This is a genomic window from Natronorubrum halobium (assembly GCF_051351675.1).
Classification (GTDB): domain Archaea; phylum Halobacteriota; class Halobacteria; order Halobacteriales; family Natrialbaceae; genus Natronorubrum.
Genome location: NZ_CP195597.1, coordinates 52,471 through 68,511 on the forward strand (window position 1 = coordinate 52,471; position 16,041 = coordinate 68,511).

A 16,041-nucleotide genomic window follows, 5' to 3' on the forward strand; every position below is an offset into this window, starting at 1 on the left:
CCGCCAAAAACCTTGGTGTCGCCAACCCTCGCGGCAGTTTCGGTCTGGTTGACTTAAGTAACCTTCCCCTACACAGTACCATTCAATGCGACGACAGACCTAAATATCAGCGGGCCTGTGGTTCTGGGTATACGAAATACGTACGTCGCCCAACCGGTTTCGGTTGCACTCGAGAACGGCTCCGCTCGTCGGTCTTCTGTTATAGCGCAGAAGTCGATCACGTCGGGCCGATCCCGAATGGCCGACCGGTTGTCAGACAACACCCCTTAACAATGACAGACACGAGCCTGCCACCAAGTGAGTCTCACAACGACGTTCACACGTACGCGTCCGCGTGGCATAAGTTTTGTGCTCTAGACAGGTTCCAATTCCTGTGTAGTCATGCGGTTCTGTCATCGATCGGCCTCCAAAGCCGACAGGTGTTCCGGCCTACGTGGACCGTTGGGCGAGCTGGCCCACCGCCGCCGCCCACCTGACGTTTTTTCACGTCACAAATCGTCGCTCGCTCATCAAAAACTACGCACAACACCCCTATAATGTTTACATCAAACATTCAGAAGCCGACTCAGAAGTCACGCGCCGTAACTACGATCGCCCGCTCGCCGGACCGCCGCACTGGTACTGATCCAGATCGCCGCCACCAGACAGTGGAGGTGACCGGCGATGAATAAAGACGCTACTCGAGAGACGAACATCACGACTGCAGTCAACGATTTCGAGTACGAAGTCTTCGAAAAACTCGGTGACGTCTACGACTGCTCGAAAGCAGGTGCCAATCGCCTGATCGCGTGGGAAACCTACCGGAACTTTTTCGGTGACATCCACCCCGCTGCACTTGATCGTCCCGACGTCGACACGGAAGCACTGATCCGCGGTGAACTTGATCCCGAGGACGTCCCCGACGAGTACAAGATGGACGGTGACGGACCAGCACAGGTTCCCGTTTCAGACGGCGGTGTGGCGTCCCGATCGACACCGTCGAGTTACACGCCGACCTACACGCCACAGGATCTGTCCCAAGCTGGCACCGAGCTCACCTGGACGGAACTGAAAGAGTCGGTCGAACGCCACTGGAACGACGACCTCGAGATCCACGAAGATCGCGTGCGTACGGGCGGGCAAGTCGATGTCGCCCCGGACGGCACCTACGATCACGACGAGTATGCGCTCCGAGCGAGTCAGACGACCGTCGCGAAGATTCTGATGGGGCTGCTCCGCTCGAAAGGCGGCGTCGTTCCGGAGACGCTCGTCGAAGGAATGATTTTGAAGTACACCGACCACCAGATCAACCGCGCGAACACCGACGCCGGGAAGCGGTACAAGAAAGAGACGTACAAGGAACTGCTCGTCGACGAACTCGGATACCTGATTCCGCACCCAGATCCGCTGCGTGACGAGTACTACACGTCCGAGGAAGCCGCCGCCGAACTGTTCGCGACCGAAGTCGAAGAGACGATCGCCGATCTCGTCGACAAGACGTGGGTGCTCGATCCGCGAGAGCACGTCCAGCAGACCGGTATCGCAGTGAAAGAGGACGCCACCCAGTGGCTCGAGGACTTAGCGGACTTCCGCCAGAAGCTCGGGTTCTTGCAGGCCATCACGTCCGACGAGACCTGGAGTGATCGACTCGAGGAGATGGAGCGCTCGATCGGTGACTTCCCGAACGCACGGGTTGCCGCCGCAAAGATGTACAACGAACTGCTCCAAGAGTACGTTCGTGTGAACCAGTGGGCTCGCTTCGCCGTTGCGAACGCGAAACTCGATCTCGAGGACGGTGATGTGCTCACCGACGAAGTGTCGACCGGGGATGACTGGAAACAGATCAACGCCGATCGACCAAGCCAACCAGTCGTGAAGTGGGTGACCCAATGCGAGACGCCGCTCAGTCCGGAAGCCCAGATCGCTGCCGTTTCGGAGAAACTGTAGCGTCGATCCGACCCACGTGATAGCCCTGGCGGATAGCTGAAGCTCTGTTCTGCGTGCGTTTCTGACCTTTGAATCACCCCTGGAACCACTGTTTTGGACCGATCGTCACGATTTGATCCCGTCCTCGAGCGACGATCGTGGTAATCGACTCGATCTCGAGCTGTGAGCGACCGATGAGCGCCGACTTTAGTCCCCAAAACCTCTCTGATTTTCGAGAGGTGTCGAAACCTTCGGAAAGATGCCGCCTCCGTGTTGCGAATATTGCCGCCTCTTGATTTCGAGGTTAGCGAGTACCTCCGCGCCGTATGGCGATTAACAACGTCTCGAGAGATTAGGCACTGTACAATGCCCGGATCTTTTCTTTTTCGACCGATCCTACTCGAGTGTCCGGGAGGGGTACAGAGACACCCAGACCATCGATACAGCAGTACTACTACGCGAATAACAGCAGTGGAGAGAAATGAAAGGAGACGGGGCAGAGAGCCCGGCTACGGCTACGTTCCCCTTCACCTTGCCTCAAAAGGTCTACTACGGTCTAGTAAAACGTTACAGTATTTAAGAGTTTCGACAGAAAGTGAACATGGTATGTGAAACCATCCCTAGTAAGGTCTGATCCCTGGATGTCCTCTTCCTCGAGTCCGTATCTCTTCGGCATCACACGTCTCGGCACACTCACCCTGTCGAATCCTCTGTCGCGGTTGGACACTCGTACTCGTGCGTCTCTCACCCCCGCTTGGACGTTCGCAGCGCAACCATTGAACAAAAAGATATCCTCGAGTTCCCATTGTCCTGTCTCTGCTATCAGACATTTCTACGCATTTGGTGGAAACAGGATGCCAATGTCTAACGTAAGACCCATTACGGCCATACTCCTTAATCATCCAAATGTTGCCTTGGAGACGCCTGCTGTCCAGCGTTGGTCCGAGACGCGCTATGGGTCTTCTCGGTGGGCTGTATCTTGTATTTGCCGCTGGACGTGCGCTTTTTGAGATTGATCAAGGGGAACCGGGTGTGAACATTCTTGTCATTACTCTATTAGTCGGTATACCGGGCTTTTTCCTTGTATATGGTGTTTATTGGCTCTCTCGAGCCGATATCAATTCGGAATTTTATCCTGATATCGCTGGCTGGTGTTTCGCTGGATTCGGACTAATGGTCTGCCTCCTTGTAATATACCACCTCCAGCCTGGAGAAAGTGTTTCTACGAGAGCTCCGCCAGTCTTGACTGCATTAGCTAGCGTTGCAGGGTTCGCTGTAGGCATCAACGATGGGCGAGCCAAGACACGAACACATGAAGTCGAAGCTCGCAACCACGATCTCCATCAAGCACAGACAGAACTCGAAAAAGCGGTGGATCAACTTGAAGCCTCAAATCACCAGCTCGAACGATACCGAGAGTACACAGATGATATTTTGGATGCGATTCACGACATTTTCTACGTACTCGAGGCTGACGGCACGCTCCATCGGTGGAACGGAAGTCTTTGCGAGATAACGGGCTATACCGATTCAGAAATCGCGTCAATGCACGCTGTGGAACTCTTTGAGGAGGACAATCAGGAGCAAATCTCCGAGGTAATTGAGTTGGGATTCGAAACAGGAGGTCTGCAGATTGAGTCCGAAATACTCACCAAGGATGGTTCGTCCATTCCCTATGAGTTTGCCGCCTCAACACTCGACAATCCGGACGGTGAAACAGTGCTTGCCGGCATTGGTCGAAACGTATCCGACCGAAAAGCGCGAGAGGAACAACTCTCACAGCGAGCCCGTCAGCAACAAGTTGTTGCTGACCTTGGACAAGCGGCTCTCGAAGCTGACGATCTTGATGAGTTCATGCATGAAGTCGTTCAGAAAGTCGCGAATGCCCTCGATGCCGAATATTGCAAAGTACTCGACTTGAACGAGGAGGGTGAAGACCTCCTGCTCCGACAGGGAGTTGGATGGGATGACGGACTCGTTGGGGAGACATCGGTTTCATCCGTTGACGATGAATCGCAGGCTGCATACACGTTAGCAAACGATCACCCGATAGTCGTTGAAGACCTCGAGACGGAAACACGATTTAGCGGACCTGAGTTACTGACAAACCATGATGTCCGCAGCGGTATCAGCACCGTCATCGGGCCGTTCGACGATCCGTGGGGTATCTTAGGGGTACACGATACTGACGGTCGCGTATTCACTGAGGAGGACGTAAGCTTTGTTCAGAGCGTCGCAAACGTCCTTGCGGAAGCGATTGAACGCCACCAGTACCAACAGGAACTCGAAGCGTCGAACGAGCGGTTAGAGCAGTTCGCCTATGCTGCTTCACACGATTTGCAGGAACCGCTTCGGATGGTTTCTTCATACCTGCAACTCATCGAAAGCCGATACGGTGAAGAGTTCGACGAGGACGGCGAGGAATTTCTGGAGTTTGCTATTGATGGCGCTGAACGGATGCGGTCAATGATCGACGGGTTACTCACGTACTCTCGTGTTGAGACACAAGGTGATCCCTTAGAGCCGGTCGATCTGGAAGAGGTTCTCAAAGACGTTCGTGACGATCTCCAAGTTATGATTGCAGCCAATGATGCAACGATTACAGCTGACTCGCTTCCTCGTATCAAAGGCGACCCCGACCAGATACGCCAAGTGTTTCAAAATCTGTTGGATAACGCGATCGAATACAGTGGCGACAATACACCTGAAGTTCACGTTTTAGCACAGTGGAACGGTGCAAAATGGATGATATCAGTGCGTGATGAGGGTGTCGGGATTGATCCAGACGATCAGGATCGAGTTTTCCAAGTATTTCAACAAGCGCACAGCAGGAGCGATGGTAGCGGGACTGGGATTGGTCTCGCCATTTGTAGGCGGATCATTGAGCGTCATCGGGGTGAGATTTGGGTTGATTCCAATCCCGGCAACGGAACGACTTTCTCGTTTACGTTACCCGCTGCATAGGATAGTATCGGCTGGTTCTACCAACTTATCTGACATCCACTACGACTTGCTGGCGACCCTCTGAAGACTAAAATCTGGAAGTAAATATTGGTATTCAGACTGAATTCTCAGCATTCACTTAGATTATCCCACAGGATAGACAAACTTAACACAGTCCTTCTCATTCGTACAGGTACGCCCACCCGAGATAGTCCCCAGGTTAGAGCGACGTACACACTTAAGGGGTGTTGTGCTGACCTTTCCTGGGGACCTTGTAAGGTTGCCCCGTCGTGGTCAGGTGTGTCAACCGCGGGCTTCAGGGCGTTTTTCACACCGTTTCCAGTGTCACACCGATCAGCCCCATCTCTACCAAATCCTGCTAATCGGATAAAGAACGGATAGCGGAGTCCGTGTTCCGATACTTGCGCCCCACAAAACCCGGTTCCGACACCATTCAGTGTTTCCAGACAGCCTGTACACCGTTTGCAGCCCATTCCAACACTGTTTGCATCCCGTTCCGTTACAGAGTTTCCAACCCACCCAACAACGACTGCAGAGACCCAACACACCGTCCAGACAACCGTTCACAGCGACAACGAAGCAGACACCCCGACTGGGTTCCGTTAGTTCGATAGACCGTTCTCGAGCGCGGACGCGTAGGTCCGCCCGCGCTTCTTTCCGTGACGTTTGATGAGATTGTCGGTCGTCCTCGTGGAATGCATTTCTTCATAGCTTGCAATGCTACTCATAGCCAACACGCAAGACTACGGAACCTCTACAAACTGGCTCCTTTTCACGCCGGTATACACCGGATTGATGACACAGACCCGGTATTCTTATATATTGATAGAACAACGAACAGATATGTACGATTTAACTGGCTTTCAGCGTGACTTGCTGTATACGATCGCCGGTCAAGAGGAACCACACGGTCTTGCAATCAAAGACGAACTCGAGAACTATTACGAAAACGAGATCCATCACGGACGGCTCTATCCGAACCTCGACACGATCGTTGACAAGGGCCTCGTCGAAAAAGGCGAAGTAGATCGACGAACAAATTTCTATACATTGACCGCCCGTGGACGGCGCGAACTCGACGCGCGTCGAGGATGGGAAAATCGGTATGTCGACGAGCTGCTCTCAGAGTAAACCATCTTGCCCGCGTAACAGTTTCGGATTGCTGGACTCGAGGCGAATCTCAACTCTAATTGAGCGATTCAATACTACCGGCAAAACCCCCGAAAGAAGTCCTCTGGCGGCCAGTAAGCTTAATCAGCTCTGCTCGAATGGCCTACCTAGCGGGGGGTGAGGAGTACTGTCGTTGCCGACAGGTTCCGTTCGACGTGAGACATTCGAAACCCACCGTCACCGGTCGAGATCGTTCCAACGTCAATAGCCACTGACGCCTGATCTCTGATCGACCCGTCCGGTTGACACACCACCAGCGGATGGGGAGCTCCGACGTCGGCCTATCACCGACGTCTTCTGAGGCAGTAGAACTCCGCTGTAGAGACCGAAGCTCGAAGAGATCAGCATAGGTAAAGGGGGAACAGAACTTCTTACCGTACACAGAAATCGGCCTGGGGTAGTAAAAAACGTACAATATTTCCTTGCGGAGAATTCTCCTTGAAGATGAGTTCACCACCGAGAGAGTCGACACACCATTGCATCACCCAAAGGCCAACACCAGACCCGTGGTAGGTGGTACTCGTCATTACATCGTCTTTGAGAACGTCAATTTCGACGTCTGGAATGGCTGGATTAGTATCGACGATTTGAATCTCCCCTTGATCTGTATCGGGCTCTTTGGTGACTAATACTTCGACAGAGGGGGCATCATCGTCACTGTGGGAAATTGCATTTTCGAGAGCGTGCTTAGTAGCATAGCGGAGCCCCCTATCGGCGTTCACGAAAATGTCCGTTTGTATATCGACAGTCAGCTCGGCCTCTGGAAATTCGGATCGAATCTCCGTGGCGACTTCCTCGACTAGTCTTCTGAGCTTTGTAATTGACCGCTCTGTTGCGTCGGGTTCCGCAATCTCCTCGACCTGACGGATCGAGTCGCTCAACGCACCAATCTCCGTGGCGATCTCCAAGATGGTTTCCAGTTCCTCTTTCTGTGTCTTTTCTTCGATCGTACTTTTGAGACGATCGGCATACCCGATGAGAATATTTGTCTCATTTCGTAAGTTATGTCGGACGACTCGATTAAGGAGGCGCAGTCGACGCTCTCGAGCCTTGTATTCAGTGATATCCCGAATCTCTGCAAGGACACATGTAGTGCAATCGATCGTAGTGCGCTTGAGACGAACACGAACCCAAACGAACTCGCCAGTAGCACGTTCGATTTGCCATTCGAATGTTTGTTCGTCCCCGTCAGCGGCCGCCTGAATTCGATCAAGTGCTTCGTCCTGTGTGAACCTTTTCGTGGAAACTGTATAATCCCCAACCTCCATTTCTCGCAGCTCTGATCGGCTATAGCCGTATAACTGTTCCAGCCGCGTATTCACATCAAGTATTCTACCTGTTTCTGGCTCATGCAACGTGATTCCCACTTTCAGATCATCGAAAATCGTCGGTAATTCGATGTTCTTTGTATCGGGCATATCACTCACCAGTAATTAAACTTATATAAACCCACGAACTGAGGAAGTGGTTGCCTATTGGTCCTCCCTTATTATATGAAAATTTCACTTCCAAGTCCGAGCCAATACCTTTAACCACTGAAAAATTGTTTGTAGTACGATAGAGATACTCATGCAAAATATAAATCCTCCGCCACAAGGTAACCAGACTCTGATTGAAAACTTCCCAAACGGGATTTTAGTATTATTTGATGCTGATCTTTACTATCGTATTGTTGGTCCCGAGACGCACCCATTTTCAGGGAGAACGTCAATGGAGATGGTCGGCAAACAGGTTGACGAGCTTTTCCCTGCAGAAACGGTTACCGTACTCAAACCCAATCTTCGAGCTACAATTGATGGGGAGTCTCGATCATTTGATACAGAATGCCAAGGTCGAATTCACCACATCGAGACGAGATCGGTACGTATTGCTGATGAGCCATACGGAATTTTGGTCACACAAGATGTAACTGAGGCCCGCGAGACAGCAGCGGAACTCGCCGACCAAAATAAGCGTCTCGACCAATTTGCGAGCATGGTCTCTCACGACCTCCAGAATCCATTAGCGATTGCAGTTGGCGAACTCGAGCAATATCGTGAGACAGGTGATGACGTGTATTTGGATGGCGTCGAGAATGCACTGGAACGACTAGAGGATCTTATCGTCGATCTCACAGCGCTCGCTCGAGCCAGCAGCTCGTCAAAAAACCACGAACCCATTTCACTCACTGAGGTCGCACGTGATGCATGGCAACTTATCGACACCCAGTCAGCATCCCTCGAAACTGAGGATTGTACTATCAACGGCGATAAGAGCCAATTGCAAGCACTTTTCGAGAACCTATTCCGGAATGCAGTCGGTCATGGTGGACTGGATGTAACTGTCCGAGCCGGTCCTCTTGGTGACGGATTCTATGTTGAGGATACTGGAACGGGGATTCCACCAGAAACACGAGAGAAGGTATTTGAACACGGATTCACGACTGGGTACAGTGGGAGTGGAGTCGGACTGACAATCGTGAGCCGCATCGCCGCTGATCATGATTTCGATGCCTCTCTTACGGAATCGGCAGAGGGAGGCGCTCGGTTCGAATTCCAATAACGAACCGACGAATCCTCTGGTGCCTATCGCGTCTCTATCGCCCACGCCAAGCTAAAACAAAAAGACGCTATTCGTCGTCGTCTTGCTCTGTCGTTTCACGCCCGAGGAGTCGCGACAGAAGCTGCGACCCTTTTCCGCTTTTGAGACCTTTTTCGCGGGCCTTCTCGCGGCTTTCAGCACTCATTGTGATCGTGTTACTGTAATAGTCCGCGCCCTAAATAGCTATGGACAGCGTTGCAAGGTCGTGTTTAGTTTGTAGCATTGTGGCAGACGGCGAAGGCTTGGAGCCACGACTCTGCTGTTGATGGTTTTGCGTGACTGAAGCAGTTTGAGAACGAAGAGGTACGTCGTTTTATCTCACGAAAGACACGTTCAGCGGCGTTCCGATTTCCATGCTTTTCGTATCGAAATCGGAGCCCAGATCGGCGGAGTGCAGTCTGTAGATGTTTTGCTCCATCGACGAGAAACACGGCATCATCGAGGTCATGTTTCTCAGTGAGTTCCTGCAGGAACCGCTCTGTCAACGCGGTCGTAGTCGTCGAATACAGCCGAATATGGAGGATGTTGTTCGTTTTCGGGTCGACAGCAGTGTACAGCCAATACCGATGTTCATCAAGTTGAATCACCGTCTCGTCGAGCGCAACGTGATTCGGCTTCTCGTCATCCGCCGGCTGTAGATCGCACTTGTGGACCCAATCGTGGACTGCCTTGCGACTCCGTTCGACACCGAATTTCTCTAATTCTCGAACGGTATTCGAAAGCGAGAGACCAGCAAGATGGAGGCGAATACCCAGCTCCATTAGCTGACGCGGTGTCCGCTCTCGCTCCACAAAACTCAAATCGATCCAGTCGCTACATCCACTGAGGCGGTCGATTTTTGGCATAGAGCACACCACAAAATCGTACCGCCTCACTTTTCACGCTTAACGAAACAGCGCCCACCAGACGCTGCCCCAAGCGGTGAACAGTCGCTGTACGAACTCGAACTGTTCTTCGAAGACGAGAGCTCGAAAACGCTCGAGTTGTACGCGGGTGCAACCGAACAAAGCGTCGCAGCGGCCGAACTCGAAGAATGGCGGGGTGCAATCGACACACTCCAAGAGTTCGCGGAGGAGTGGGGGTACGATACCGATCCTGAATCGACAGAGGAGTTCCTCACGTTCATCGACGACCAGGCGCGACTCGTCGACGGGTTCCTCACCGAGCGTGCCGCACAGACGATCGCGTGGCTCATGGCCGGTGTCATGAACCCGCTGAACATCATCATCGGCCTATCGCTGGCCGCACTCGCGATGTGGCGACGTCGGTCGAAACACGGCGAACTCGCGGATGCACTCTCCTCGATGGCCGGGCGCTACCGGCAGAAACTCGACCGTCTCGAGATCGGCCGTCACAAAGCCAAGCGGACGGCTGACGACGAACACCTCTCGGAAGTCCCGGCGATCGGCACGTTCGCCGATTACTACGAGGACGCATTCGGCGTGAAATCGCCTGCGCAACTCGCTCATCTCGCTGCAGCGGGCGAAGCGCGATCGACCAAAGACGGCCTCGAGCAGATCCACCACGGCGTCGACGACCTCGATACCGATGATCTGCATGGAACGTGGCTCGAACCCGTGCTTCGACATATCCCACACGAGAGACAGGTCCTGAACCACCTGCTCGAGTCGGTCAAGTGGATGGAGACGGAGCATCAACTCGGTTCGCAGTACCGGAATACGAGAGACGACCTCGAGACCATGTTAGACGATATTGAGCGACAGGAGACGCAACTCACCGGGTCGCTCCCGGGCGTGGGGGATGACTAATGATCGATCCACTGTACGCCGCGATCGGCGTCGCGATGGCGGTGACGCTCGTTGGAATCACGCTTTGGCTGGCAACAGCTAGAGGTCCCGACCCCGATGAACTCCGCGTCAGGCCCGATGACGATGTAGCCGACATCGAAGACGACCTCGAGGACGTGTTTGACAGCAACGAACCTGAGACACAGGCGTCGTCCGAAGAGACGGAACAACGGGAGACCGGCGACGAAACGGCCGACAAACCGATGGACGACTCAGATCCCTTCGAGCAAGCTGACGGCGAAGACACCGATCCGGACGCGACTCTCAGGGAGCGCCTTCAAAGTGGTGTACGAGGGCTCTTCAACCCGTTGTTCGCCGCTATCCTGTGGCTGATAGCTCGAGTTCGCGGATTCGCAACGATGGTCCGCTATCGACTCAAGCAGACGGTCGTCGGCGCGTTGATGGGTGGCTCACACCCGAACACGGCACGCTTAGAACTACTGGTCGTCGTAAGTAGTGGACTGGTCGCCGGAATCGGGCTGTTTGCGCTGATCTACCGTGGCGTCGAGACCTCCGCGTCGTCGGCGCCGGTCATTTCCACGATCTTCGGACTGGCCGGGAACTCGTGGGTGTGGGTACTCGTGATCGCCCTGCTGTTTCGATCACTGTTGTTCTTCGGTGACCGGTTGCTCGCTCGCGTAACGGCCAGCACCTCCGGATACAGGTACAACACAGTCCGACGGCTCGCAGAGGAAGCGAAACAGCCGGATCTCGACTCGTGTGAGCGCGTGCTCGTTCAGAGTGGTGACAGTGCCTCCGAGATTGCATCATGGCTCGTCAACGCATTCGACGGCACGGGACACGCAAACCCGACGTTCTCCCCACCTGAGGAGTCGGGTAACGGTGACGAAGCCGCCTCGAGCGTCGCGAGCGAGACACGCGAGACGTCCGGTCGCGAAGCCGCGGGCCAGCTCCCAGCCGTGGAGTCAGAGCCGATCGATGTGAGCCCACCGACCGACGATACGGAGGGTGGTTCGGATCAGAACGCGGACTCGGACCCGGATTTCTGGACTCAGTACCGGTTATTCCGACTCGAGTTAGCGTCGGCGATCGATCTGAACGGCGTCCTCTGGCGGTTTCTGGTCCCAGCGCTGTTGGCGTTCGTCACCATCATGCTCTGGGTTCAGATTTGGGTCCAGCCATGGTATCTGCCGGTCATTCTCGCCGTCTCGGTGTTCGTCGGTGGCGGCTACTACTGGGCGGTCGACCTCCGCCACCGCCGCCGGCTGCGGGCCCTGCGTGACGAGAACGAACCAACACAGTGGACCGACCTGGCGATCCTCACGAAGACCGTCGACGTGCCAGAGACGACGATGTACTTCGGCTATCACGATGGGAAAACGTACGCGAGTGAGGACAAGTACGAGCTCGCCCGAACACTCGCCGACCGCGCGATCGATCGGCTCGAGGGGCGCCAGCCGGCGCCGGCGCTCGAAGAAAAGAACGCCTACCTCCTGAAGCGGTATATCCCGATGCTCGAGGCGTGGAAAGAAGAGCGTGAGAAGGCAGCGATCATGGACCAACTCGTCAACGGCATCGCTAACACGTCGGAGGGGCTCATACCTCGAGACCTGTTGATCCAAGACGTCGTCGAGTACGACCGTCGGTACGTTGCATGGGGCTTGCTGTTCATCGGCCGCGGTCGTGACCCCAGCCTCGTTCGTGAGGTGTACGCCGATCTCGTCCAAGCACACGCGCTCGTCGAGACGCCAGTCACGATCAAAGACACCGAACACGGGGAGGAGCGCGATATCACCGCCGTCTCACTCGGCGACGAACCGCTCCCGCCGAACGTGGCGCAACTACGCGGGGAGTTCTCCTCGTTGTTCGGAAAACAGGCGCTGAATACCCGGTACAAGGCTCCAGATGTGGATGTCTCGACGAAGCCGGCCCCGTTCGTCCGACCAGAGAATCGCGAACCAGCCGATTGAAACCTCACAACAATGAGTTCAGAACACAGCCTACACCAACCGAGTGACGACACCGAAACGCGAATCGCAGTCAGAAACAAACTCTCCGACCGAATCGAACAACGCCGTCGGAAAGAGACGCTGAATACCGAGGCTTACGTCCGCGAATTGATCCGCGACGTCGAAAGCGCGATCGTTGGCGATGCCGAGGCAGATCATCGAACCGAGGGGTTACTCGAGGAGCTACACCTCTATCTCTGGCACGACCCGAACCGTCCAACCGGAACCGGTGGTGGCTCGGTCGACTCAGTTGTCCTGTACCGATTCAACCAGATTCACCGCAGGTTCAAGAACGGTCAAGATATCGACGCACCAACGTGGTTCGAAACGCTCGTCGCCGTTGCGAAAGGGCTTGGCTACGTCGAAGCGTTTTCCGATTTGACCCAGTACGCACCGGTCAGACTCGAGACGCTAAACGAACAGGGACGGCAGAGCAACGTCGAGACGGCAACGCCGATCGGCCGACGTCGTATCGGGGCTGACGACGCTGCCGACCTCGAAGATCGTGCTGTCGAAATCACTCACTCGTCGTGTGACCACATTCTCGCGGTCGCACTCCCGCGGTCGGGCAAGGACTCGACGATAACCAGTATCGGGATGAACCTCTGGAGCGAGCACAACTACTCGTATTTCAGCATCCTCGACGATGGACGGATGGAAACGCCGATGCTCTCGATTCCCAACGACGAGGACGCGATCCAGGATAACCTCGAGCGCATGGGACAGGAGCCGGAAGCGTTCGACGCCGAAATCATGGTGCCCGCTATGGACGGCATTCCGTCGAAGCTTCCGGCGAACTTCCGCCCGTTCACGATCGGTATCGACGACCTCACGCCGCACCTGATTCTCCGTCTCGCTGGAATCACTAAATCCGACGCGAACACTGAGCAACGGATCAAACAGGCGCTGGATAAGACTCTCGAGCGCACCAGCGAGGTGACCGAGTTAGTCTCCCGGCTTCAGGTCTACGCCAAGGAGATGGACGCGACGATCGAATGGGTGGAGAAGGGCGACGATTCAGTTGAGTCCAAAAGTGTTCAGTATCATATGGAGGCCGAGGACGCGCTGAATAAGGCTGCGCAGCGACTCGCCCACCTCGCTGGCGAGGGATTAGTCGCGTCACCTCGAGCAGAGACGAACATCGACATGGAGTCGGTGATTGCAAATCAGGAACAGGCCTCCGTACTGTGCTGTAACTTCCTTACACAAGGGCAAGAGGCGCTGAAATACACGATTATGGACCTCTGGTTGCGCCTTATTTATCAAGCCCGCGATGGAGATATGCGTCTTCCACGTGTCTGTCTCGAGATCCGCGAGTTGAAGAATATCGCACCGAGTAAGCTGGCAGACGTCCGGTACAAAGAGACCATCAAGACCCTCCGGCAAACCATATTCTTCCTCTCAACGCAGGGTGGCAGCCGCCGAATCTTGATGCTCGGCTCGACACAGAAATTGAACGACGTGTACAAGCCGGTCCGGTCGAATATGGCGACGAAGATCCTCCTCCGACTCGGCGAGGAAGAAATTGAGACGCTGGACCGCTCGTACAATTTCAGCCACGAGCAGATGAACCAGCTCTCGGAGTTCGATATCGGACAGGGAATGGTCCTTGCCGCCGGGGAAGCCTACTGGCCCCTCGAGTTCCGCGGCGCACCGTGTGGGCTCGGACTCGGTGACCGCCACTGGCTCGACCGGTACGGCGTTGCGTGGGGCGCTCGCGTTCGTGAAAGCGAATACGACGGGTGGCGCTCGAAACACGCCGAGTCCGAGTACTGGGTGAATCTTGTGGAGAACACCGTTGTTACCGATGGGTCGGTCCCTGAAATCGGGACGTGGCACTTGGTCCCCGAAGACTTCGAGAACGGCCTCGAGCCGGGAGACGTCGACCAGGAAGCGATCGATTCGGCACTTGAGCGCCGCCGAGAGTATCCAGTCGAATCGGATCTCTCGTTGCAGCCGACCGGATTCGGAGACCGGCAGCGTGAACTCTCTTTGCAACAGCAAGACCGCGATACAACAGTCTCCGAAACCATCGAACAATACAATATTCCCGAATCGATCGCTCCGTGGCTTTCGAAAGAAGCACCAACGCGGGAACAACTCGTCGGGACTTGCCGAGTCGTCGGCGAACACGACGATCTAACCAGCCAACAAGATATCGCGGATCATATCGACTGGTCGCGCAGTACGCTCGCGACTCACCTTAGGAAAAGCAACAGTCTCGAGAAGTGCATCATGCAAAACGGGAAGTACTACGAGCTCACGCCGGTTGGGAAGCGAGCGACTGAGATTGCGTGGGACGTCGTCATGGAGGAACTGAAATAGATGTCCTACAACGACCCACTCGAGGCGTTTACCGATTTTCTCACCGGTCCGTATCAAAACGAGGTCCAACGGCTTGACGACGCGTATCCCGACGAACGCTCGCTTCGAATCGATTGGCACGATCTCGAGGCGTGGGATGGCTCTGTCGCCGACGAAGTTCTGCGTAAGCCCGCTCGAATGCGCCAATTCGCGACGAATGCACTGAATCGTCTCGAGGATGCCTCGCTCCTCGGAGTGAACATCCGCGTCTACAATCTCCCCGACCAACAGACCGTCCGAGTCGGGAAGTACCGAACACGTCAACTCGGAAAGCTACTCTCAGTCCGCGGGAAGGTCGTCGATATGGATGGCGTGAAACCGTACGCCGAGGAAGCTGCCTTCGAGTGTCCGCGGTGTGGAACGCTGACGCGAATGCCCCAAAGCTATGGCGACCTCATGAAGCCGAGCGAATGCATGGGGTGTGAGCAGTCAAAACCCGGCTTCCGGTTCAACAGAGAGCAGTCCGAACTCGTTGACTTGCAGAAGGTCGTCATTATCCCGCCAGACAGCAATCTCGAGGATCCACCGGCCACGATCGCCTTTCTGAAAAACGACCTCGTTGATATGGTCGGTCCAGGCGATCTCGTCACGCTGAACGGGATTTACGAAACGTTCGGTGGTCAGAGTGAGTCAACACTGTCGACGTACATCGAAGTTTTCGACCTCGATATCAAAGAACGGACCGAGATCGATACCTACGGCGCAAGTGAGATCCGTGAGTTCATTATGGACGCGCTTACCGAACAGATCCAAACTGTCGACGACTGGGCCGTCGATCGGCCGGCGGTCGTCGATGCGGTGGTCGACGGTCACGGCGTCCGTCGCGAGGAAGTGAACGACCAAATCGACTATCTCATCGATGAAAACGACGTTGGTGAGGAAGGATCGAAACTCTTCGATATCTAACTGTTTTTCTCCCGATTGTTGGCTGTTGTCCGACCTGTCGCGGGCATGAGCCAACAACCAAATGCCGCTCTCAGGCGCTATTCTTGGACGTTAGGAAGATTGTCGATAAATTGTTGGCGTGTCCCCCGCGTTCGCGACAGGTACGCCATACACACTAGAGTACTGCTGTACTCAAACAGTGTCGCTGTCCGACAGACGCCACGGCGTCCAAGGGGGTGGGGTGTGCAGAGAGGGCGGAATAACCGGGTGTACCGAATACGAACGACAGTCGCCATTCTCGAGAATCCATCAATGCCACCAGATAGCCACGATCGCGACCACGCGCACACAGACCAGGCATCGATCCGCCAGTGGATCAACCAGCTTGCCGACGA

General features: G+C 54.9%; 10 protein-coding genes. 8 read left to right on the forward strand and 2 right to left on the reverse strand.

Features of this window, described 5'->3' with window-relative positions; genetic code table 11:
* The first annotated feature begins 663 nt into the window (after positions 1-663).
* The 3 genes from ACSFC7_RS27220 (at position 664) to ACSFC7_RS27230 (ending at position 6,000) form a co-directional block, all read left to right on the forward strand.
* A complete protein-coding gene (locus tag ACSFC7_RS27220; RefSeq protein ID WP_436348938.1) occupies positions 664-1,926 on the forward strand; it encodes a hypothetical protein in 1,263 nt (420 codons plus the stop codon).
* Positions 1,927-2,859: 933 nt separating this feature from the next.
* On the forward strand, positions 2,860-4,869 hold the full coding sequence (locus ACSFC7_RS27225; protein WP_436348939.1) for an ATP-binding protein: 2,010 nt from the start codon (positions 2,860-2,862) through the stop codon (positions 4,867-4,869).
* An 843-nt stretch (positions 4,870-5,712) separates the two neighbouring features.
* Positions 5,713-6,000, forward strand: a complete 288-nt coding sequence (locus ACSFC7_RS27230) for a PadR family transcriptional regulator (RefSeq protein ID WP_436348940.1) — start codon at positions 5,713-5,715, stop codon at positions 5,998-6,000.
* A 410-nt stretch (positions 6,001-6,410) separates the two neighbouring features.
* Here the strand turns inward: ACSFC7_RS27230 and ACSFC7_RS27235 are convergent, their stop codons facing one another.
* Positions 6,411-7,457 carry a sensor histidine kinase gene (locus ACSFC7_RS27235; protein ID WP_436348941.1) on the reverse strand — a complete coding sequence of 349 codons (1,047 nt, stop codon included), beginning with the start codon at positions 7,455-7,457 and terminating at the stop codon, positions 6,411-6,413.
* A 151-nt stretch (positions 7,458-7,608) separates the two neighbouring features.
* Here ACSFC7_RS27235 and ACSFC7_RS27240 point away from each other — a divergent pair, with 151 nt between their 5' ends.
* Positions 7,609-8,580, forward strand: a complete 972-nt coding sequence (locus ACSFC7_RS27240; RefSeq protein ID WP_436348942.1) for a sensor histidine kinase — start codon at positions 7,609-7,611, stop codon at positions 8,578-8,580.
* Positions 8,581-8,828: 248 nt separating this feature from the next.
* On the opposite strand, the gene ACSFC7_RS27245 is transcribed toward ACSFC7_RS27240, so the two are convergent.
* The gene (locus ACSFC7_RS27245) at positions 8,829-9,464 is read right to left on the reverse strand and encodes an IS6 family transposase (protein WP_436348543.1); all 636 of its coding nucleotides are present in this window, start codon (positions 9,462-9,464) and stop codon (positions 8,829-8,831) included.
* Between the two features lie 138 nt (positions 9,465-9,602).
* Between ACSFC7_RS27245 and ACSFC7_RS27250 the strand changes: the two genes are divergently transcribed.
* The 4 genes from ACSFC7_RS27250 to ACSFC7_RS27265 are packed head-to-tail and all read left to right on the forward strand — an operon-like array spanning position 9,603 to position 15,667.
* Entirely contained in the window at positions 9,603-10,388 is a 786-nt protein-coding gene (locus tag ACSFC7_RS27250; protein ID WP_436348944.1) for a hypothetical protein, read from the forward strand.
* A complete protein-coding gene (locus ACSFC7_RS27255) occupies positions 10,388-12,358 on the forward strand; it encodes a hypothetical protein (RefSeq protein ID WP_436348945.1) in 1,971 nt (656 codons plus the stop codon). The genes ACSFC7_RS27250 and ACSFC7_RS27255 overlap by 1 nt, the downstream gene beginning before the upstream one ends.
* Before the next feature lie 12 nt (positions 12,359-12,370).
* Complete coding sequence (locus ACSFC7_RS27260) at positions 12,371-14,722, forward strand: hypothetical protein (RefSeq protein WP_436348946.1); 2,352 nt, start codon at positions 12,371-12,373, stop codon at positions 14,720-14,722.
* Entirely contained in the window at positions 14,723-15,667 is a 945-nt protein-coding gene (locus ACSFC7_RS27265) for an ATPase (RefSeq protein WP_436348947.1), read from the forward strand.
* Positions 15,668-16,041 lie beyond the last annotated feature (374 nt).

What these genes read in the sequence shown, in the direction of transcription:
- ACSFC7_RS27220 (WP_436348938.1), top strand. Translation starts at nt 664, where the DNA reads ATGAATAAAGACGCTACTCGAGAGACGAACATCACGACTGCAGTCAAC.
- ACSFC7_RS27225 (WP_436348939.1), top strand. Translation starts at nt 2,860, where the DNA reads ATGGGTCTTCTCGGTGGGCTGTATCTTGTATTTGCCGCTGGACGTGCG.
- ACSFC7_RS27230 (WP_436348940.1), top strand. Translation starts at nt 5,713, where the DNA reads ATGTACGATTTAACTGGCTTTCAGCGTGACTTGCTGTATACGATCGCC.
- ACSFC7_RS27235 (WP_436348941.1), bottom strand. Translation starts at nt 7,457, where the DNA reads ATGCCCGATACAAAGAACATCGAATTACCGACGATTTTCGATGATCTG.
- ACSFC7_RS27240 (WP_436348942.1), top strand. Translation starts at nt 7,609, where the DNA reads ATGCAAAATATAAATCCTCCGCCACAAGGTAACCAGACTCTGATTGAA.
- ACSFC7_RS27245 (WP_436348543.1), bottom strand. Translation starts at nt 9,464, where the DNA reads ATGCCAAAAATCGACCGCCTCAGTGGATGTAGCGACTGGATCGATTTG.
- ACSFC7_RS27255 (WP_436348945.1), top strand. Translation starts at nt 10,388, where the DNA reads ATGATCGATCCACTGTACGCCGCGATCGGCGTCGCGATGGCGGTGACG.
- ACSFC7_RS27260 (WP_436348946.1), top strand. Translation starts at nt 12,371, where the DNA reads ATGAGTTCAGAACACAGCCTACACCAACCGAGTGACGACACCGAAACG.
- ACSFC7_RS27265 (WP_436348947.1), top strand. Translation starts at nt 14,723, where the DNA reads ATGTCCTACAACGACCCACTCGAGGCGTTTACCGATTTTCTCACCGGT.